Source organism: Shewanella seohaensis, from assembly GCF_023283775.1.
In the GTDB taxonomy this organism is placed as follows: Bacteria; Pseudomonadota; Gammaproteobacteria; order Enterobacterales; family Shewanellaceae; genus Shewanella; species Shewanella seohaensis.
Map to the genome: position 1 here is coordinate 226,551 of NZ_JAKILE010000001.1, position 21,073 is coordinate 247,623.

Here is a 21,073-nt window from a genome sequence, read left to right on the forward strand (position 1 = left end):
AACCATATACGCTGGTATAACGCGAGCGTAACTCCGAGACTGAAATCACCTGAGCCACCTTAGTCCACTTAGGTAGGTACAGCGCATGCAATTGATGCGGTGAATTCACTCTAACCGACTTTGAGGGTTCTATGATCAAACCAATCGCCTTGGCTGTCGCCTTAATCGTTGCACCATTTAGCACCTTTGCCGCCAACTTTGTCGAAGGCACGCACTACACGCAAATCTCTGACAAAGCACCGAGCAGCGAGCCAAAACTCACGGAGTTTTTCTCCTTCTATTGCCATAACTGTTTCAATATGGAAACCAACTATCTACCTGATATCAAAGCCAATCTAAACAAAGGTATTGCATTTGATACTAAGCATGTCGACTTTATGAATAGCGACATTGGCACCGAGGTGATGCGCTCACTGGCAGTTATTCATGAGTTAGATAATAAAGATGCGTTAACCCATGCGATGTTCGCCGCCATCCAAGGCGAAGCTGGCGCAAACGGCCACGACCACAGTGCGCCAGGCCATAAGCACGAGCCGCAAATCAACAGCCGTGACGACATTAAGCAAATTTTTGCCAAGTTTGGTATCGATGCGGCCAAGTACGACCAACTCGCCGACAGTAAAAGCACAGATGAGAAACTAGCCCTGTGGCGTGCCCAGCAAAACCAATTCCGCGTTGAAAGCGTGCCAGCCTTTATCGTTAACGATAAATATGCGGTTAACTTAAGCAGTATCAAAACCTTAGATGAGCTGATTGGCTTAATTAACTATCTGGCCGTCGAGAAGGATGCTCAGGCGCCTAAGAGTTCAGGCGGCAGCTTAAACTGGTTATTCTTAGCCTTTGCAGCCGTTATCGCCCTTGGCCGCCAAAAGCGTTTGAGCTAAGGCTCAATTGACGAGCAGCCAATAAAAAAACCAGCAGTGATGCTGGTTTTTTATTTGTCCGGTTAATGACTAAGGGAAGTTACGCTCGGCAACCCCTTTGGCCGTCACTGTCACCCCAGTTTCTGCGGCGTGAATAAAGAAAGGCGATTCCACATCATCGGGATTGTTACTCACATCTGGATCATCATTTTGCGCTAGGCAGGTATAACCTAAGCTGTAATCCCCTGCGACCACAAAGCCAAATTCATAATCGTGGTCGATGACTTGGCCGTTTGCATCAGTGACATCATTCACCCGAGCCGCCGCAATAGGCGCAATCTCAGTGGCCGTGTCGGCCTCAGTTCTGAAATCCTTCATCTGCTCCAGCGTGGTATTAGCAGGATACAAATAAACCGCTGGCGAGAACACTGAGCCACCCGCAGCGACTTCACAGCCTTCCATCACAGTAGCGCCAACTGTGCCTTTAATCGCGCCCACTTCGGACTGATTAAATAATTGCACTGAAGTCGGTTTTAGCGTCCAGTAATCTTTATTACCGTGGGGATCTTGCAAACCTTTGCTTAAATCAAACTCGGCAACAAAGCTATTGACGCCCGCCGCAATGGTGAATTTCTTATTGAAAAACAATCGGCCCGTATCGCTTTCCTCGGCACCCACACCGCCGCATGAGCCGTTGCTGTTGGTCGTTAGCCCATAGAGAGTGTCGTCTAAGGTTTGTACGTGTGAGCTGTCGCTATTGGCTACTGTGCTGTTTTTCATATACAAACACATTTGATATTCGCCCACGGGAATCGATTGACCGCTCACTAGGGTATCTACCGCACTGCCTTGAAACTCCAATAAATCGACAAATTTAAGCTCGCCATTTGGGGTGACATTGAACGAGTAGCTACCTGTATCGTTCTTTAATACCACTTGCCTGAATGCAATCGTGACCGATTTGGCATCGGCGGGATTATCGGATACGCCTAGGCTGAATGTCGCCATTTGGGTGGCAGGTTCACTCGAATCTGAGCCACCGCAACCAAACAGCAAACCTGTCAACGCTATCGCTAGAGCACTTTTTTGAATATTCATAGGATACCTTCATTAGTCTTCCACAAAATTCTCAACATCGTCATACCTCGCCCCATGAGCACAAATCGTAACGCCAAAGCATGAAAACAACAGCTCAAACGGGCTGGGTAGGCATGTAGAGATAAGTCTAGGGCTGAGTGTGCAGCTTGTCGATGAACGTACGCTGAACGGTGAAAATCCGTTCAACGGTGGAAGATATTAAGAAGGCGTAGGACTCGAGCAGAACAAAGCCACATCCTTAGGTGCATCCGAACCTATTTGCGACTTATTGCCTGATAAATTCAATAATATGAGATGCCGCTAAAACCAAGTGAACCACTAAAAAGCCAATAAATACATCGGCGCAAACTTGATGGTAACCACGCCATGTCATCGCCAGCGGGGTACCTTGATAGAAAAACCACAACGCCCCTGTCATGCCCGTTGCGACCAGCAGCAACATGCCAATACCCTCAACCGTGCTGAATAAGCCCTTGCCCCCGGCAACGGGCAGTTTTCCCTTAAAAAGCCCTTTTACATCCTGTATGAGTTGCCCCCAATCCCCCACCAGCCAGGCGAAGTATTGATGCCATTTGCCTTGAATACTGTTGCGCAGTAAAAATAAGATCCCCAATGCAGTAGCAATTAACCCAAGATAAACATGCAGATAATCCCAGATACTGGCATTGGCGCGCAGGCTTCTACCGATAAAAATCCATGGGCTGGTGCAGACGAGTAGCCCCACGGATAGCACAATCCACAGGTGTAGACGCGCCAACACAAAATCGAATATCTGGGTTACGTTTGCCGACATAGTGGGTTTCCCCTTAAGAGCTAAGCGACGGGCTCGCTCAGGCTTGGTGGATCAACAGGCCGAAATCATTCACTTTTTGCCAATCCGTGTATTCAACATTGGTGACAGGATCCGTTGGCCCCTTAGTTAACCACATGATAAAGCGGATGATATTTCTATCGAAGGCATTATAGCCTTGGTAATTTAGATTACCGCCAAACACTTGCAACAGGGTTGGGCGCCAAGTGGTTTTGCTTAAAAACGCCTGCATATAAGGATTGGTTTCTGGGGTGTTTTTCTCAGGTTTACGGGCGACTAAACTGACGGAGAAAAAACCGCTCACCTTTTGCGTGAGGATCTTTTGATGCTTTTGAATAAATTCGTACAACGCCGGATTATGTTTTCCGTGGCGAATACTGGCGCCAATAACGATCTTATCGAAGGACTCCATCGCCGGCACAGCCTTAATATCCGCAATCACCACAGAATTACCTAACTCTTTGAGTTGTTGCGCCAATTGATTGGTGATTTTGCGAGTTTGACCATGAACACTAGAGAAGATGATCAGAATTTTTTTCACTTAAGCCTCGATTATCTCAACAAAAATAAGAAAAAGCGGCCAGAAGAAAGACAAAGAACGGCGGCTTTATGTTGACCTAAACAAACCGATAAATTCAGCCCCTATAACACATTTCACCACTTTGATAATCAAGCGCCTGCGAAGCGCATCTATGGTGCATGAGTCAAATAGAGGCGGTTTAGGTTTACCACGCAAAAAGCAAACTGCCTATTACGATATTGCATACTAGGTGATTTAGTCACCAATTTACATGAAATAGATCACGGACTTAGCGCCAAATGGCCGCTGGATATACGGTAATTCTAGCTTGCTCACAAAAATAAATATCCGCATCTCTGGGATCAAAATGTTACAAAATCAGAAATAAGTGCCAATCCTTAGCGCTAGCGCATAAAAGGCAAAAGCATTAGCATTTGTTCACTTATCGCTTGAGTACCCTACCCATGAAAACAACTCAAAACGCAGATCCCAAAGCACTGCTGCTGTGGATGACGTTTGTTATGTCGCTCGTGTTCGCCGTTTGGCAAGCCCTACTGAACAACTTCGTGATTGAAAAAGCCCAATTCACTGGCGCCGAAATCGGTATGCTGCAAAGCCTAAGGGAAATCCCCGGCTTTTTAGCCTTTACCGCTATTTTTGTATTGCTGTTAGTGCGCGAACAAGCCTTCGCCCTGTTGTCATTAGCCCTTCTGTGCATTGGCGTGGCGATTACCGGCTTTTTTCCGCAGGTATTGGGCTTATACCTCACCACAGTATTGATGTCGGTTGGGTTCCATTACTTTGAAACCATTAACCAATCCCTCACCCTGCAATGGGTCGCGAAGCAGGATACTGCTGGTTTTATGGGTAAAGCGCTGGCATGGCGCTCGGCAGCGGCCTTAGTCGGCTATGGCAGTATTTGGCTTGTCATGACTTGGCTTAAACTCGATTACTGGCATATGTATTTGATTATTGGTGTATTAGGTCTACTGATGGTGATCAGCATGAGTCTGTACTACCCACAGTTTGATACCCACGAAGTGCAACACAAAAAAATCATCCTACGTAAACGCTACTGGTTGTATTACCTGTTAACCTTCTTCTCTGGCGCCCGTCGGCAGATTTTTATGGTGTTCGCAGGCTTTATGATGGTCGAGAAATTCGGCTATACCGTCAGTGAAATCACCGCACTTTTCCTGATCAACTATGTGGTCAATCTACTGTTTGCGCCATCCATTGGTCGCCTAATCGGCCGTATTGGCGAGCGCAACGCCCTCACGGTGGAATACATTGGGTTATTTTTTGTGTTTGTCAGCTATGCGCTTGTCGAGCAACCCCATATGGCCGCCGCCCTCTATGTGATTGACCATTTGCTGTTTGCGATGGCAATTGCCATGAAAACCTATTTTCAAAAGATTGCCGATAGCAAAGATATTGCGGCCACCATGTCGGTCAGTTTTACCATTAACCATATCGCTGCGGTGATTATCCCTGTGCTCTTGGGCTTACTGTGGCTGAGCGATCCCGCCCTCGTCTTCTACATTGGCGCCGGATTTGCGGTCTGTTCCTTAGTATTGGCCCTCAATGTACCGCGCCATCCCTCACCTGGGAATGAAACCAATTGGGCTTGGTCTGCTAAATCTATCGAAAAACCGAGTCTCGACAGTTAAAAAGTGCCCGCAGCGTAATAAAAGCAATCCAGCGCAGAGACTTAAGGATTGCAATCGACTAAGCTGGAAGCATTTCGTGGGGTCAACTTGATCCCACGAGCTAACAAAAATAGGGCCAACACAAATAGGTCAAACAGGATAAAGGCATGAAGGATTCAGATATTTTAATGCTTGCGGATGAAGCGGCTCCCGCTGCCGAGGTCTCGGCCCGTAAAAAAGCGCTGGTACTGGGTCGCCAACTCGGGCTCGCCAGTGAGCAGGAATATCGCCCCGCCAATGCCTCGGTTGCCGAACGCGCGCAACATAGGGAGCGTAAACTCGCCAGCCAGTATCAAGCCAATGTCGAAACCATTTTCGCCCTCGCCTTGAGTTACACCCCGTCGGATGTCACTGGGGTCGATCTGGATCCCGACTGGAGCCATCAATTTTTTTTGATGGCGGAACAAATCCACAACCGCAAAATGCAGGATCTGTGGGCGCGTATCCTCTCCAGTGAAATCGTCAACCCGGGCAACTTCAGCCTGCGCACCCTAGCGCTGTTAAAACAACTGACCCATAGGGAGGCGCAAATCCTCGAGAAAGCACTAGGTATGGCGGCCAAAGTGAATAATGAGCAGCGCTTAAAGCTGATCAGCGGCTATCGGCTCACGGGCGGACTCGGCCAATATTTTCGTAAAAATACCAGTGTCACCCTAGGCTTATCCCAATTTGGTCTGCCCTACTCCAGTATTCTCACTTTAGTCGATGCGGGGATCCTGCACAGCAGTGAGTTTGAAACCGGTTTACTCAACAGCAAAACCCCCATCCAACTCACCATGCCCGGCATCCAAATGAAGCTCACCCCAAAGAGTGGTAACTTGCTGTTTAGCTACTATCGCTTAACCCCGATTGGTGATGAACTGGCGCAACTGGTGCTACCAAAACAAGACCAAGATTACCTGAAGGCGCTACAGGCGCTATTTGCGAAGGATTTTAAAATAGAGTAATCGCTTAAACAGACTTATATATCTGACCACGAAATCTTTTCTTGAATTACCCCTGAGTGTCGCAAATACTTTGAGTATAAAAAACACTCAATTCTAAACTGGGTAAATAAGGATGTTTCGACATCTCAAGGAAAGAGAATATGGTCAGCCAATCGCAAGACATTATCTTCTTAGATGAACCCGAACCAAGTACCGCGCTAAAGGCGACGAAAGCGGTCAAAATTCTCACGGTAGACGATGATATTAACTTCCAACGCTCTACCGCTTTCGCCTTGTCCACTCTCACCATTCTTGGCGCAAAAATAGAATTAACCCAAGCATTTAGTTACGCAGAAGCCTGCCAGATGGTCGCCAATGAAGACGACTTTGCCATTGCCTTAGTCGATGTGGTGATGGAAACCGAAGATGCAGGCCTCAGACTCGTGCGAGGCATCAGGGAAGTGCTCGGTAACGAGAAAATCCGCATTATTCTGCTCACAGGGCAACCCGGTATGGCGCCCGTATTTAACGTGATGCGTGACTATGATATCAATGACTATTGGACTAAATCGGATCTTTCCGCCGACCGTCTACAAACCATCTTGACCACTAACCTACGCTCCTACCAACAGATCAGTAATATCGCTAATGCAAAGCGCGGGCTGCAGTTAATTGCCGAATCCAGCGGTGCCCTCTACACCTCGCGCAATATCAAAGAGCTGTCGAGCAAAATGCTTCAACAATTGGCAATTCTGCTGAATTTACCCTCGGGCGGCATAGTCTGTGTTAAAGCCATAAACGATCTGCATGAATTTGGCCATATGCATCAGATCATTGGCGCTTCAGGAGAGTTTGAATCCTACTACGGTAGAGCCTTACAGCAGCTCGAACAGCAACATATCCGCATCCAACTCGAGTTGTGCCTGAGCAGTAAGCAATCCCGTATTGAGTCGCAATATACCTGCCTGTTTTTCCCCGGCGAGCTTGCCGGTAATGACTACGCGGTTTACCTGGCTACGGGGCGACTACTCGATGCGACCGAAACCGAACTTATCCGTGTTTTTAGCATGAACATTTGCGGCGGCCTGCACAGCGTATCGCTAATGAGCCAACTGGATAAAATCGCCTTTGAAGATCCCTTGCTCAGAATACCGAACCTCAACGTACTCATCCGTACACTCGATGGCATTTTGAAGGAAGACATTCGTGACAAATTCAATCTATTACTCATAGACATAGATAAGTTTTCAGACTTCAATCATGTGTTTGGCTCAGAGCATGGCAACAATATGCTCAAGCATGTGGCAAATAGTCTAAAAGATCAGTTCGACGCCAGCGTGCTGGTCAGCCGTTTAAAGGATGATAAATTTGCCATTTTAGGCCCTAAACATTTAGTTTCAGCCGCTCTGATTGAGCAGTTATTTGTTGCGCCCTATCAACAGGGTACCTCCTGTATTACTGTCAATATCAGTACAGTTACCCTGCCTTTGGAGCTCGCCGAAGGGGATGCTGTCGCCGCCATCACTCAGCTGAATATGGCACTGAAAAAGGCCAAGAGCCTCGGGATACGTCAACATGTGACATATCAACCATCTAAAGATGATGTCGCCACGCATTTTGAATTACTGCAGGCCTTGCAACTTGGTATCACTCAAGGAGATATCCATATCGCGCTGCAGCCACAGGTGTCGTTACAAACGGGGGAAGTCGTGGGTGTCGAAGCGCTGGCGCGCTGGACCTTGCCCAATGGCGACAGCGTACCTCCCTTACGCTTTATTCCCATCGCCGAAGCTACGGGGCTGATCACAAAACTCGGTAAACAATTATTTGTGCAATCTTGCCAAGCCATGCATGCCTTAACAGAGGCGGGTTACCCGAATCTGCGGATCGGCGTTAACCTCTCGGCGATGCAGTTTGAGCAAGAGCAAATCGTCAACCAGCTCAATGCCGATATCCAAGCGGCACAAATTGCCAGTGATCAAATTGAAATTGAAGTCACTGAGTCGATTGCCATGCAGAATTTTGAGGTGATCAATAAGCAACTCAAAGCCCTGCGTAATATGAATATTAACGTCGCCATCGATGATTTTGGCACGGGTTTTTCATCGCTAGCCTATCTCAGTAAGCTCACCTTCGATCGCATTAAAATTGATAAATCCTTTATCGATAATGTCACCACGGATGATGGTGCAGCGGCGATTGTCGATAGCATTATCCTGCTCGGGGAACGCTTTAAGATGAATGTGATCGCCGAAGGTGTCGAAACCCTAGAGCAAGCACGTTGGCTGAAACATCGAGGATGCCACGATGCCCAGGGCTATTTTTACGCGAAACCAATGCCACTCAAAGAACTACTCATTTGGTTGGCCAACTTCCAAAAACGCATTATCGAATGATATTGAGCGAAACCATGACGCCCTTACAACTGCTTAGTCGCTACTGGCTAAAACTGATGTTGCCTTGGTTACTCTTGGTACCCTTGCTAAGTCTCGTGCTTTATCAAAAACGCCATGAAGAAGCGATGACGCCTTTAGCGCGACAGGCGGCGATGGTGCTGGCCGATGCCAACCAAACCATAGCCTACTATTTGGGCAGTCTTAAACGGGATGCGCTGTTTCTCGCTAAATATCAACTTCTTCTCGATACCGCTTCGGGCAAAAATACCGATCTCAGTACCGTCGAACACTTTTTTAAGGCATTCAGTGAGGCGTCACAGCAATATGACCAAGTGCGCTGGCTCGATAACGACGCCATGGAAAAGGTACGCATTAATCTCATCAACCAAGTCGCCCAAATAGTGCCGCAGACAGAGTTACAATCTAAACAGGGGCGCTACTACATAGCACCGAGTCTGGCGCTTGAGCCCGATACGTTTTACTTCTCCCCCCTAGACTTAAACGTTGAAAACAAAGTCATTGAAACCCCGATTAAACCTATGCTGCGTATCACCACCCCAGTGTTTTTAGCCTCGGGGGAAAGGCAAGGATTTATTGCGCTGAATTTTCTCGCCCAAACCCTGTTAGACGCCATCGCCAGCACAGCTAAAGGCGGAGTCGAATTGTCGATGCTAAACGCCGATGGTTACTGGTTATTGGCGCCGCAGCCGCAAATGGCATGGGGATTTATGTATGGTCGAGAAGATTTAAAGTTTGCCAATAACGATCCCGAAGCATGGCAAGCCATCAGCAAAAATACCGAACTTGCCTTTACCACATCAAATGGATTTTGGGATTATGAGAATGTGCAAAATCTCGGTAATGCGACGCTACCGAATTGGCGCTTGGTTGCTCATATTTCCCCAACAGTGTTAAGCCAAATCACCCTACAGTGCGCTCTGGAGTCTTTAACTATCGGGCTAATGTTGTTGATTTTAGGCGGCATAGTCTGTTGGCGCGCGGCTAAGTCTATGTACGAACGGGATAAACTCCACGACGATTTAACCGAGCAACAGCGACGACTGGCAAGCAGCAATAAAGCGCTGGCACAATCTTTACAACACCTGCACGACACCCAGCAGCAATTAATTGAAACTGGCAAACTCTCCTCACTCGGGATGATGGTCGCGGGGGTCGCCCATGAGCTAAATACCCCTGTGGGCGCATCTTTAATGACCCTATCGAGCATGAAGAATGAATGTCTTCGATTACAGTCTGCCTTCGAGACCGGCCTTAAACGTTCCGATGTAGATACGTATTTTGAGCACTTTAATGAAGGCGCAGAGATAGTCAGAGCCAACTTGGAGCGCGCCGCCTCGCTAGTCAAAAGCTTTAAACGCTTAGCGGTCGACCGTACCGGGGAAGAACGGCGCGTCTTTAAACTCACAGGCTTAGTTCAAGATATGCTGCACACCTCATGGCTGAGGATGAAGAAACAATCCCATGAGTTAAACATCGATATTGCGCCTGAGATTGAATTAAACAGTTACCCTGGCGCCCTTGGCCAAGTACTCGAAAATCTCGTGTCCAATGCCCTCATCCATGCCTTTGATGATGTCGGTAATGGCCAGATTTACATCACGGCTTACCGTCTTGAAGATGCCTTCATCGCCATAACTGTTAGCGATAATGGCAGCGGAATGGATGATGCGACCTTGAAGCAGATCTTCGATCCCTTCTTTACGACTCGCCGAGGTAAAGGCGGCACAGGCTTAGGATTACACTTAGCGCATCAACTGGTGACGCAGTTACTTGGCGGGTATATCAAGGTGACGAGTGAACAGGGAAAAGGCACTTGTTTTACGCTAACGCTGCCAACAAATGCCCCCGAATCCCATAAAATGGCCTTAGGCTAAGGCTTTGGCTTTATCTGGATTAATGACTTCAATCGCGGTCAAATAGTCAATCAAGGCACGAACTTGCGAGGCTAAATCCCCTTTGCTGGTATCAATCGTCAGCTCCGCCGAGAGCGGCGCCTCATAGGGAGATGAAATACCAGTAAAGTTACTGATCTCACCGCGACGAGCCTTAACATACAAGCCCTTAGGATCGCGCTGCTCACATACGCTGAGCGGTGTTGACACATGGATCTCAATAAACTGCCCTGTCGGGAAACGCGCACGTATGCTATCGCGCTCCTCACGGGTCGGCGAAATAAAGGCCGATAACACCACCAAGCCCGCATCCACCATGAGTTTTGCCACTTCGCCGACGCGGCGTAAGTTTTCATCCCTATCGGCAACGCTAAAGCCCAGATCCTTACATAAACCATGGCGAACATTGTCACCATCGAGCAGATAAGTGTGAAAGCCCGCCTCAAACAGTGCACGCTCAAGCGCCCCAGCCAAAGTCGACTTACCCGCACCAGACAGCCCAGTAAACCAGAGTAATACCGGATTTTGTCCCTTAAGTTTGGCTCTGGCCGCTTGGTCAACGCTATGTTGGTGCCACACAATATTGCTCATAAACACTCCTCAAACCTTAGGTTGAATAACAACCTAAGATAAAAAATCATTAAAACGGAAAGATAACTGGCACCATAAAAATTACGATCAGCGAATACAGCAGGGATAAGGGCAGCCCTAAACGCACAAAATCACTGAAACGATAGTTCCCCGCATTAAACACCATCAAGTTGGTTTGATAACCATAGGGCGAAATAAAGCTGGCACTGGCACCAAACACCACGGCCATGATAAACGGCCGAGGATCGACGCCATAATTCAGCGCTACCGCATAGGCAATCGGAAAGGCTAAGGCCGCTGCGGCATTATTGGTAACGAGTTCTGTCAGCAGCAGCGTGACTAAATAAACGCCCACAAAGGCACCAAACACTCCGTAGCCATTGATGGCACCAAGCAGCCCCTGTGCTAAACCATCAGCAAGACCTGTGCTCATCATCAGGTTTGCCAACCCCAAAGCGCTGCCCACAATCACGACTAACTCGAGCGGGAAACGGCGCTTAAGTTCAGATAAGGTCACGGCGCCGATGGCAAAATAGCTGAGTAATAACAGCACGAGTCCTTTGGCTAAGGGTAAAATCCCCGTCAAACTCAGGCCAATCGTCAACACAAATCCGGCTAACACGATACGACTACGCTTAGTGTCTAAACGCACATTCAAATCGAGTCCGCTCACCGCCGCAAATTCGGTACCGAGTTTTGGATTAGCACTAAACCCATCCCCCGGCGTCAACAGCAACACATCGCCAGGCTGTAATACGATATCGCCCAAGCCGCCCTTTAGCGGATGATGGCCACGGCGAATCGCCATCACCGCCGCATCAAACTGCTCGCGAAAGCGGGATTCTTTTAAGGTGCTGCCCACCAGACTCGACGAAGGCGCTAACACGGCTTCGACCAGATTTTGCCCCTTGGCTTGATGTTTTCCAAACCAATCGAGACCATCGAATTGATGTAACAATTCCACCGACTCCACAGCGCCACTGAAACGCAGCACATCGTCCGCCTGTAGCACTAACTGGGGCGGGACAGGGCAAATACAAATGCCGCTTCGCTCAAGCTCAACTAAATAGAGTTTTTTCAGTGCTCTTAATTTGTTATCCACCACGCTGCGACCGACTAAAGACGAGCCTTTGGCCACGTGAGCTTCTAGTAGATAGGGCAACGCTTCCTCAGTCGATTCATCCCGCCTGTCGGGCAAGGTATTGGCCAGCACAATCAGCAGCACTATGCCTAAGAGCACAATCAGCGTGGCCACTGGAGTGAACTCAAAGAACCCCAACGCTGGCAAGCCAGCGTTTTCGACAAACGAGTTGACGATAAGGTTTGTGGAAGTGCCAATCAAAGTCAGCGTACCGCCCAAAATCGCCGCATAGTTGAGTGGTAGCAACAACTTAGCCGGAGCGTGAGCCTGATTACGGCGCACCACTCCAATCAAAGACGCGACAACGGCGGTGTTATTGGTAAAAGAGGACAGCAGCGCCGTTGAAAATCCCAGTTTTGCCATCGTCACCGCAAGCGAGCTGTTACCAATCACTTGGCTTAACTTGCCCAGCAGTGAGGTTTTCTCCAGCGCCGTCGCCGCCAGCACCAATAACACCAGTGTGACTAAACCTGTGTTGGTAAAGCTAGTGAGCGCCGTGTCGAGTGATACCATTCCTAAAAGGTAACAGAGTAAAAAAGCAAATAAAAACAACACTGCGGGATTAATGCGGCCGGCGATTAAGCCAGCCACTAATCCAAACAACACAATAGCTAATAGCCACAAGTCACTCACGTATTAGGCTCCAAGCTTTGAAATATCAATCGCTTGCCAATGCGGGAAGTGCTTACGCACCAGTGCATTAAACTCGATTTCAAAGGCACTAAATTGTGAAGATACTTGCTTATTCACATGCTGACCCGATACCACCATCACCGCCGCCACAGTGGCATTGGATAAACGGTCAATCAGGATCATGCCGCCGGTATCACGCACCAAAGAATAGGCATCGAAGACGATATCTTCGGTCAGCTCTAAGGTCACACGGGCGATGGCATTGAGCCCTAAAGTGTCGGCGCTGCTGCGCGCAAGCGTGTTCACATCAACCACATAGTCGATGGCAGTAACAGAGGCTTGGGTCTTCTTACCCGCGACTTTAATGTCGTATAACTGGCCGAGTTGTAATGGCTTTTCATCCATCCACACTAGGTCAGCCACGATTTGGTTGGCAACCTGTGGCGCACTCTCTGGCAGAGCCAGTAAGTCACCACGGGAAATATCGATTTCATCTTCTAAGGTGATAGTCACGGCTTGACCAGCCGTCGCTTCGGCGAGATCGCCATCGAAGGTCACGATACGTTCAACCTTGCTACGCTTACCCGAAGGTAGCGCAACTACCTCGTCCCCCACCTTAATCACGCCAGAGGCTAAAGTACCGGCAAAACCCCGAAAATCCAGATTGGGACGCGACACATATTGCACTGGGAAGCGCACGGGTAAGGCACTCAGTTCACGTTGAGTATCAATAGTTTCGAGTAGCTCCAGCAGTGTGCCGCCCTGATACCAAGGCGTATGCAAGCTCGGCTCAACCACGTTATCGCCATTGAGTGCGGATAAGGGCACAAAGTGGATATCTAAGTCACCAAAGTCTTTTACGAACTCACTGAAATCATTAAGGATACGATTGAATACTTGCTCATCGAACCCGAGTAAATCCATTTTATTGACCGCGACCACAAAGTGGCGAATACCCAGCAAAGAGGCAATAAAGGCATGACGCTTGGTTTGAGTCTGCACGCCGTAACGCGCATCCACTAAGATCACGGCTAAATCACAGGTTGAGGCGCCAGTCGCCATATTGCGGGTGTACTGCTCATGACCTGGTGTGTCAGCGATGATAAACTTACGCTTGTCGCTTGAAAAATAACGATAAGCGACATCGATAGTAATGCCCTGCTCGCGCTCGGCTTGCAGACCATCCACCAGCAAAGCCAAGTCTATGGCCTCGCCTGTTGTGCCCATCTTAGCGCTATCATTTTTTAAGCTCGCGAGTTGGTCTTCATAAATCTGCGCGCTGTCATGCAGTAAACGGCCAATCAGGGTGCTCTTGCCATCGTCTACGCTGCCGCAGGTTAAAAAGCGCAACAAACCTTTATGTTGTTGCTGGGCTAGATATTCTTTAACCCCGTGCTGGCTAATTTCTGCCGCCATACGATTGGTTTTATTGACCGCTTTATCCATCTTTATCTCACTCTTATCTTGCTCACTGTTCGTGAAGTCGCTGGTACTTGATTGCTCTAAAAGCCTTCATCGGGACATTCACGAAATCGGTTTAATTTGTCTCTCAACCTGCGCTCGAAATGCCTTGGTTTAGAAATAACCTTGGCGTTTCTTCTGCTCCATCGATGCACTCTGATCAGAGTCAATCAACCGCCCTTGGCGTTCGCTCGAGCGAGTTAACAGCATTTCTTCGATGATTTTTTCGAGATTATCCGCCTGCGAATGCATCGCTGCCGTCAATGGATAGCAACCTAAGGTTCTAAAACGCACCACCTCATGCTTAATGGTTTCGCCTTCTTCGAGTTTCATGCGCTCATCGTCGGCCATAATCAACTGACCGCCACGCTCAACCACAGGGCGCTCTGCGGCAAAATACAGTGGTACTAACTCAATGTTTTCTTGGTAGATATATTGCCAAATATCGAGTTCGGTCCAGTTAGATAAAGGGAAGACACGAATACTTTCGCCCTTATTCACCGCGCCGTTATAGGTGCGCCACAGTTCGGGGCGTTGATTCTTAGGATCCCATCTATGGTGACGATCGCGGAACGAATACACCCGCTCCTTCGCGCGGGATTTTTCCTCATCGCGGCGCGCACCACCGAATGCGGCATCGAAACCATATTGGTTTAAGGCTTGTTTTAAGCCTTGGGTTTTCATGATGTCAGTGTGTTTGGCACTGCCATGGTCGAAGGGGTTAATCCCTTGGGCAACGCCTTCTGGGTTGGTGTGGGTTAATAATTCAAAGCCAAACTTTTTCGCCTGCGCATCACGAAAGGCGATCATCTCTTTGAATTTCCAGCCCGTATCCACGTGCAACAAGGGGAATGGGATCTTGCCGGGATAAAAAGCTTTACGCGCAAGGTGTAACATCACCGAAGAATCTTTTCCGATGGAATACAACATTACTGGATTGTCGAATTCGGCAGCGACTTCACGAATGATCTGAATGCTTTCGGCTTCCAGTTGTTGTAAGTGGCTTAATTCACGCCCGGCCATACTCTTCTCCGTTTACCTAAAATGGGCTGCGACAGGCAGCTGGATTTAACTTAACTATTTCTAAAAAATGATCTGATTTAACTAAATTTTTGCCACAATCTTGGTGGCATCTGCGGTATCGAGCGTTGACTCGCCTTCACCCTTAGGTTGGAACCAATTTAAGCTATCTGCCAGCGCAACCACTTCGCCAATAATCATCAGGGCGGGCATTTGCAATTGCGGATCGGCCGCAAGCTGCTCGAGTGAATCTAATTGGCCAATAAAACGCTGCTGCGACTGAGTGGTCGCCTTAGAGACAATCGCTACTGGGGTTTGTGGGCTACGGCCAGCATCGATTAATCCTTGACGAATAATGCCCGCATTTAAAATCCCCATATACACTACTAAGGTATTGTTTGGATTAGCGTAACCCTGCCAGTCCATGGGGCGGCTTTCGAGCTGACAATGGCCAGTGATAAAGGTCACCCCTTGGGCATAATCCCTGTGAGTTAATGGAATACCCGCATAGGCCGAAGTGCCACTGGCGGCGGTAATGCCAGGAACCACTTCAAATTCGACGCCTGCTTCGACTAAGGTTTGTAACTCTTCACCACCGCGACCAAAAATAAACGGATCGCCGCCCTTGAGGCGTACCACGCTTTTACGGGTATAGGCTTTCGTCACCAGTAACTGATTAATTTCATCTTGTGCAGCACTATGCTTACCGGCACGTTTGCCGACGGCAATCTTCTCTGCATCCTTAGGGACCAAATCGAGGATATCTTGGCTAACGAGCGCATCGTATAGCACAGCGTCGGCGGACTTGAGAATGCGCCAGGCTTTGAGGGTTAAGAGTTCAACGTCTCCGGGGCCTGCGCCAACAAGCCAGACTTTGCCCTTCGCCCTTTGGCCCGGTAAAGATAAAATTTCCATCACATTCCCCGATATGAGATCAATGTGTAGCAATATAGCCCTAGTTATATTCCTTAATAAATATAAAATCATTAATTGTTATATCAAAAAGAAATAACAAAAGTGCTTCGAATTAAGCCTGTTAACGATAAGTGAGGGTAACCAAAACGCCAATGGCCTAAAAATCGCTTAAGCAAATGAAATAACTAAATAAAATAGGATTTCATGCCGAATATATCGGCAATCAAAACTTGCGTCACCTCACATAACCGCACTATGTTATTGCTAAAAATTCTACTCAAGCGTCTCTTTTGCACATAAAAATGGGCGCAAGCTCGCGCCAGTTGCGTAACTCTCTGGCAGGATTTCTCACAATAGATCCACAAACTAATGTTAAGCTGGGCAAACAACGAGAAAGCGTAAGGCAAACAGACACATCAAGGAGGGCCGATGTCCCGATTTAATAAAGGTATCGCATTAATTGGACTGTTAACTTGTACAGGGCTTCAGGCGGAAGAATCCCTTGTTGAAGGACGCGTGCAGGACGAACTTGCCACCTCAGAACGTCCCTTCGTGATCACGCCACATAAAGTGAATTACATTTTACCCGCCACCTACAATCCCGATCCCAACTTGGCCCCCTTTGCTCAAGATGCGGCGGAGAACAACTACACACTGGACGAGATGGAAGCTAAGTTCCAGATAAGCTTTAAGTTTCCTATTTGGTACAACGTCTTTGGCGACAATGGCCACCTGTTTTTTGCCTACACGAACCAATCCTATTGGCAGCTGTATAACAAAGATATTTCTTCCCCCTTCCGTGAGACTAACCACGAACCCGAAATCTTTATGCTTTTTAACAATGATTGGAAAATCGGCAGCGTGACTAACTCCTTCTGGGGCTTTGGCGCTGTACATCAATCCAATGGAAAGTCAGGGCTATTATCCCGAAGCTGGAACCGTATCTACGGCACCATGATCTTCGATGCAGGCCCATTGGCCTTCTCAACCAAGGTGTGGTGGCGTATTCCTGAGGACGAAAAAACCGATATCCATCAACCCCGTGGTGACGATAACCCCGATATCGATGAATACATAGGCAAAGCCGAGTTTGTGGGAGTGTATGGCATAGATGACCATAGATTCACCCTAACCCTAAAAACCAACCTTAAGGATATTGACCGTGGCTCGGCAGAATTTACGTGGAGCTACCCAATCATCGGTAATTTACGCCTTTATACTCAATACTTTAATGGCTATGGCGAGAGTCTTATTGACTACAATTACCATAACCAACGCATCGGTATCGGCGTATCACTCAACGATATCCTCTAACGATTTAACCGTGACAGAGCACAAAAAATAGCCATAATTCTATGCTGACTTGCCAAAACTGCTGCTAAATTGCTCAAATGGACAGGAGCAAAAGGGACCGAATGATGATTTTTATTGCCAAAATAGGCATTTGCATCGATAGTCGCACACCTTTTTAGCCGTAAAAGTAAAGTGGTCATGGAGGAGTATGAGTTTTAGCTATCGCACTGTCGTTACTTTACTGAGCGTGATCATTTGTGCGAGCCTCATCAGGCTCGCGTTTTTCGCTATTCCCGAAAAAGCCCAACCCACGCTGACGACCAAGGATATTCGCCAAGATCTCTATATTCTGTTCGATCAAATTGAACAACACTCGGCATTTTACGCACTGGACCCACAGGTTAATGGGCAGCAACTCAAACGATTAGCTGGATTAATCACAGAACAATATCAAGATGTTATCCCTAAAGAACGCTTTGCCGCCGAGCTCACTAAACTGCTCAATACCTTAAAAGATCCAGGGACACAGGTCGCGAAAGTCGAAAATAGCAGCGGTGAGCTGCCCTTAACGCTCAGGCCTGTCAACGAGCAATGGCTCGCCTTGGACAGCAAAAATAACCCCATCAGCGCCGATTTTCCCTTTATTACCCATATTGATGGCATCCCCTTAAGCAAGTGGATTTCAGCCAGCCAAGCCTATTTATCTGAGCCTGCAAAAAACAGCCAAGAGATGCAGCTAATTTGGCTCAAGCGACTCAATTTACTGCGGGAGGACTTAGGCTTAAGCATCAAGCCCCATGTACTTATCAGCTTGATTAATGATGATTTGCAGACCACGCAAGTGACTATCGCCCTGCCGCAGCCGTCAAAAACCATAGTCAAACCGATTAAAGATGAGACTGAGCTGAGCTTTGAAAGCCTCATCACCCAACTCGATAATTTGGCCCCGACGGCGCCAATCAAGCCAGATTATTTACTGGAACAGGTCAATCCAACCACGGCTAAGCTCAAGATTGATGATCTCTACGCCTTTGAACTCGATAAAAACCAGCAGGATGCGCTCCGACAGGGAATGCAGCAGCCGTTACTGATTGTCGATTTGAGGCAAGCCAAGGGATTTAGCCCTAAGTTATTGACCATGTTGTCGCGTTATCAAGATATGCCGCCCCAAAGCCAGCAATATCATTCGGCGCTAGAACAAATCATGGGCTTTGCCCATTATCGCCGCTCCCCGGAACTTAGGAATGATTATTTAAGGCCCCTCAATTTTAGGCCGCTCGAAGCATTGGAACTCAGTTCACCACGGCTGAATGTACTAACTCGGCGCTTGCCCAGCATAGATGAGAGCCGATTCAGCCCTTGGTTTGTCCGCACTAAACCCGAAGTGCTCGCCGAAGGTAATAATCGCCTTGCGCTACTTGTCAGCCCTTTGTGTAAACAAGAGTGCGAGTGGATAGCCTACCGAACAAAAGCCTGGTCTAGAGTGAACTTGATTGGTGAAAAAACCTCAGGGGATTTTGCCAGACAGTATCAACTCACCTTACCTAACAGTGATTTAGATGTTCGTTTTAGTAGCTCACTCACCTATGACGCCGCAGGCGAGCTGCTTTCAGGAAAAGGCACTGAGCCGGATATTTGGCTGCCACAGAACAACGATATTGAATGGCAAGGGCTGGTCAGTTTAGTGCGCTCCGCTAAACCTAAACCCACAGATACGCCCCTTGGTTCTCAACCTAAGTTAGCCCAAGCCAATTAACAAAAAAGCCAGCAATAAGCTGGCTTTTCGATTAATGCACGATTGGCATAAAGCTTACTTCTTCTCGCTCGCCTTTGAGTTCATCACTGAACCAAACACTAGGCCCTGTTTATTCACATCGAAGCTCATTTGGACGCGCATATTGTAATCTTTCAGCGCTTGCAGCTCTTCAGGAATCGGCTCACCAGTCAGTTCTAATAGGGTTAACACTGGGGTAAACATCTTACCGTAGTCAGCCGACATGCTGTAAAGCCCATTGGCCGAAGGCTTTTCGCCAGCCAATTTATTCGCTAACGCTAAGCCTTTATCGCCAGAGTAAACCACTAAGTGTTGTCCCTTAATGGCCAGCATCGGTTTGATGTTCATCTCAGGCGGCAACATTAACAGTGGTGATAAATCGGTAGGCTCGCCATTATCAGCAACTTGCAGTTCAGCCAGCATAGGAGCAAAAGGTTTCACCATGTTGAACAGCATTGATGGGTTATCGGCCGTTAAGCTCACTAAGGCATCTAAGCTTTCAAGCTTAGGCTCTTGGTCTTGAGAACTCATCTTATAATCGAGCAATGACAGGCTCACACCTTTAACGCCGTTCGCCATGCCAGTAAACATACCCAGCATCGCAGGGCTTTGTTGGCTTAATTCGGCTTGTAACTCAGCAAGCGGCGCACAGGTTAACTGTGGCTTTTGCAGATCGTCCCAAATCGCCGTCAGTGAAGGTGCAACTTCATTAACGTCAATCCCCAGTCCCATCGAGAAGATAGTGCTGTTAATGTCAGCTAAGTGGGTTGGAATGTAGCCACGCATTTTTTGCAGCGCAGTTAGGATTGCTTGGTTTTTGCTTTCAACCACAAAAGAGGCCGCCATATGGCTTTCTTTTTCGGTCGAACTAAATGCCGTTAATCCCGCAACCGTACGAGGCCAGTTGGCAGCAATGGCAGTTAGCTCAGTTTTGCACTCAGGAGTACGGATTTCCGCTAACGGATCTTCACCATGGTTTTCTTCAGCCATGAATTGAGTGAGCTGCTTACCTAACATATTGCCATCGGGAGACGTAATCGCTTTAACAATCTCAACGTGGTTGATAAAGCTGATGCTGTCTTCCATAAAACCATGGGTTTTGATGATGTCTTTCAGCATGCCTGAAGCGGCTAAGGATTGAGTCGGTTTCTTTAATCCAAAGGCCATTTCTAAGATTTCTGGCTCAATCGTTGTGCCAGATAAGGTCACAGTTAAGATGCCATCTTTATGGGCAAATAACAGGTCAACCTTCTCAGTAGAACCTTCTTCGGCCAGTGAATAAGCACGATAATCAACGCCCGCTAAGGTGCGCTTTTCATGGGTGAAGCCGCTGTCTTTCTCGGCTTTATCCAAGACAGCCCAGAATGCATCAATTTGATCCACATTGGTTTTAAGAACAGGGATCACACCCAAGGTATAGAAAAAAGGCTCGACTTCATTTGGTAAACCAAAGGTCTTAAGCAATTGGGTTGGATCTTTCATCCCATCCATATACTGCGTATAGATGCTGACAAAGAACTTGGCCATAGGACTATCTAATGCACCTAACTCGGCCAACGAATCCGTTGAGAATTGCTGGTAATTGCTAGAAATGGATTGCAGGTAGTTTTTCAGTGGGAAAGGTTTTAATTGACCAGAAAATACTGGGGTGTCGGCAGGGATATAATCAAGCAAAGGATTGGCCGAAGCACTCGAGCTAGTTCCATGCTGAGTGTACCAATAAGCACCTGCGCCCGCTGCAATAATAGCCGCAGCAATAACAATCTTCTTCATCTAAAACTCCATTTAATTACCGTCAAAGTGACAAAAATAATACCGAAAGCACTCGCCTTCGGTATTTAAATACTGACCTGTTGTCATTCCTTTTTACACGCGTCATGGCACACCAACATCCGACACAAGCTAAGAATTAGCGAGGGGAATAGCCCAAGGACAGAGTGTATTTGAAGGGGAAATTCGTGCGCTAATTTACCATTAATTAACCTAGGATGCGAATCAAGCTGTGCTTT

At 47.8% G+C, this 21,073-nt stretch carries 16 protein-coding genes; 7 read left to right on the plus strand and 9 right to left on the minus strand.

Annotated elements, in window-relative coordinates; genetic code table 11:
- Positions 1 to 131 precede the first annotated feature (131 nt).
- Complete coding sequence (locus L2713_RS01015) at positions 132 to 884, plus strand: DsbA family protein (RefSeq protein WP_248966557.1); 753 nt, start codon at positions 132 to 134, stop codon at positions 882 to 884.
- Between the two features lie 69 nt (positions 885 to 953).
- Here L2713_RS01015 and L2713_RS01020 read toward each other — a convergent pair whose 3' ends face one another.
- From L2713_RS01020 to hemG, 3 genes are all read right to left on the minus strand, one after another.
- Entirely contained in the window at positions 954 to 1,961 is a 1,008-nt protein-coding gene (locus tag L2713_RS01020; RefSeq protein WP_248966558.1) for a DUF4382 domain-containing protein, read from the minus strand.
- 265 nt (positions 1,962 to 2,226) lie between these two features.
- Entirely contained in the window at positions 2,227 to 2,754 is a 528-nt protein-coding gene (locus tag L2713_RS01025; protein WP_248966559.1) for a cytochrome b/b6 domain-containing protein, read from the minus strand.
- A gap of 37 nt (positions 2,755 to 2,791) precedes the next feature.
- The gene (gene hemG, locus L2713_RS01030; protein WP_086902099.1) at positions 2,792 to 3,313 is read right to left on the minus strand and encodes a menaquinone-dependent protoporphyrinogen IX dehydrogenase; all 522 of its coding nucleotides are present in this window, start codon (positions 3,311 to 3,313) and stop codon (positions 2,792 to 2,794) included.
- Between the two features lie 443 nt (positions 3,314 to 3,756).
- Between hemG and L2713_RS01035 the strand changes: the two genes are divergently transcribed.
- The 4 genes from L2713_RS01035 (at position 3,757) to L2713_RS01050 (ending at position 10,218) form a co-directional block, all read left to right on the plus strand.
- Positions 3,757 to 4,962 carry an MFS transporter gene (locus tag L2713_RS01035; protein WP_089068370.1) on the plus strand — a complete coding sequence of 402 codons (1,206 nt, stop codon included), beginning with the start codon at positions 3,757 to 3,759 and terminating at the stop codon, positions 4,960 to 4,962.
- 146 nt (positions 4,963 to 5,108) lie between these two features.
- Positions 5,109 to 5,948 (plus strand): TIGR03899 family protein, encoded by an 840-nt coding sequence (locus L2713_RS01040; protein WP_126512510.1) that lies wholly within the window; start codon positions 5,109 to 5,111, stop codon positions 5,946 to 5,948.
- A gap of 140 nt (positions 5,949 to 6,088) precedes the next feature.
- Positions 6,089 to 8,323 carry a GGDEF/EAL domain-containing response regulator gene (locus L2713_RS01045; RefSeq protein WP_248966560.1) on the plus strand — a complete coding sequence of 745 codons (2,235 nt, stop codon included), beginning with the start codon at positions 6,089 to 6,091 and terminating at the stop codon, positions 8,321 to 8,323.
- 14 nt (positions 8,324 to 8,337) lie between these two features.
- On the plus strand, positions 8,338 to 10,218 hold the full coding sequence (locus L2713_RS01050; protein ID WP_248966561.1) for a sensor histidine kinase: 1,881 nt from the start codon (positions 8,338 to 8,340) through the stop codon (positions 10,216 to 10,218).
- On the opposite strand, the gene cysC is transcribed toward L2713_RS01050, so the two are convergent.
- The 5 genes from cysC to cobA all read right to left on the minus strand — a co-directional run bounded on the left by cysC (position 10,210) and on the right by cobA (position 15,997).
- Positions 10,210 to 10,827 carry an adenylyl-sulfate kinase gene (gene cysC / locus L2713_RS01055; protein WP_126512504.1) on the minus strand — a complete coding sequence of 206 codons (618 nt, stop codon included), beginning with the start codon at positions 10,825 to 10,827 and terminating at the stop codon, positions 10,210 to 10,212. The two genes, L2713_RS01050 and cysC, sit on opposite strands and share 9 nt — an antisense overlap.
- A 49-nt stretch (positions 10,828 to 10,876) precedes the next feature.
- Entirely contained in the window at positions 10,877 to 12,601 is a 1,725-nt protein-coding gene (locus L2713_RS01060; protein ID WP_248966562.1) for an SLC13 family permease, read from the minus strand.
- 3 nt (positions 12,602 to 12,604) lie between these two features.
- Positions 12,605 to 14,047, minus strand: coding sequence for a sulfate adenylyltransferase subunit CysN (gene cysN, locus L2713_RS01065; protein ID WP_248966563.1), 1,443 nt, complete (start codon positions 14,045 to 14,047; stop codon positions 12,605 to 12,607).
- Between the two features lie 129 nt (positions 14,048 to 14,176).
- On the minus strand, positions 14,177 to 15,085 hold the full coding sequence (gene cysD, locus L2713_RS01070; RefSeq protein WP_011623816.1) for a sulfate adenylyltransferase subunit CysD: 909 nt from the start codon (positions 15,083 to 15,085) through the stop codon (positions 14,177 to 14,179).
- 81 nt (positions 15,086 to 15,166) lie between these two features.
- Positions 15,167 to 15,997, minus strand: a complete 831-nt coding sequence (cobA, locus tag L2713_RS01075) for a uroporphyrinogen-III C-methyltransferase (protein ID WP_248966564.1) — start codon at positions 15,995 to 15,997, stop codon at positions 15,167 to 15,169.
- 429 nt (positions 15,998 to 16,426) lie between these two features.
- Here cobA and L2713_RS01080 point away from each other — a divergent pair, with 429 nt between their 5' ends.
- Both L2713_RS01080 and L2713_RS01085 read left to right on the plus strand, forming a co-directional pair.
- Complete coding sequence (locus tag L2713_RS01080; protein WP_248966565.1) at positions 16,427 to 17,311, plus strand: phospholipase A; 885 nt, start codon at positions 16,427 to 16,429, stop codon at positions 17,309 to 17,311.
- 187 nt (positions 17,312 to 17,498) lie between these two features.
- A complete protein-coding gene (locus L2713_RS01085) occupies positions 17,499 to 19,046 on the plus strand; it encodes a S41 family peptidase (RefSeq protein ID WP_248966566.1) in 1,548 nt (515 codons plus the stop codon).
- 54 nt (positions 19,047 to 19,100) lie between these two features.
- Here the strand turns inward: L2713_RS01085 and L2713_RS01090 are convergent, their stop codons facing one another.
- A complete protein-coding gene (locus tag L2713_RS01090) occupies positions 19,101 to 20,837 on the minus strand; it encodes a hypothetical protein (protein WP_089068379.1) in 1,737 nt (578 codons plus the stop codon).
- Between the last annotated feature and the right edge of the window lie 236 nt (positions 20,838 to 21,073).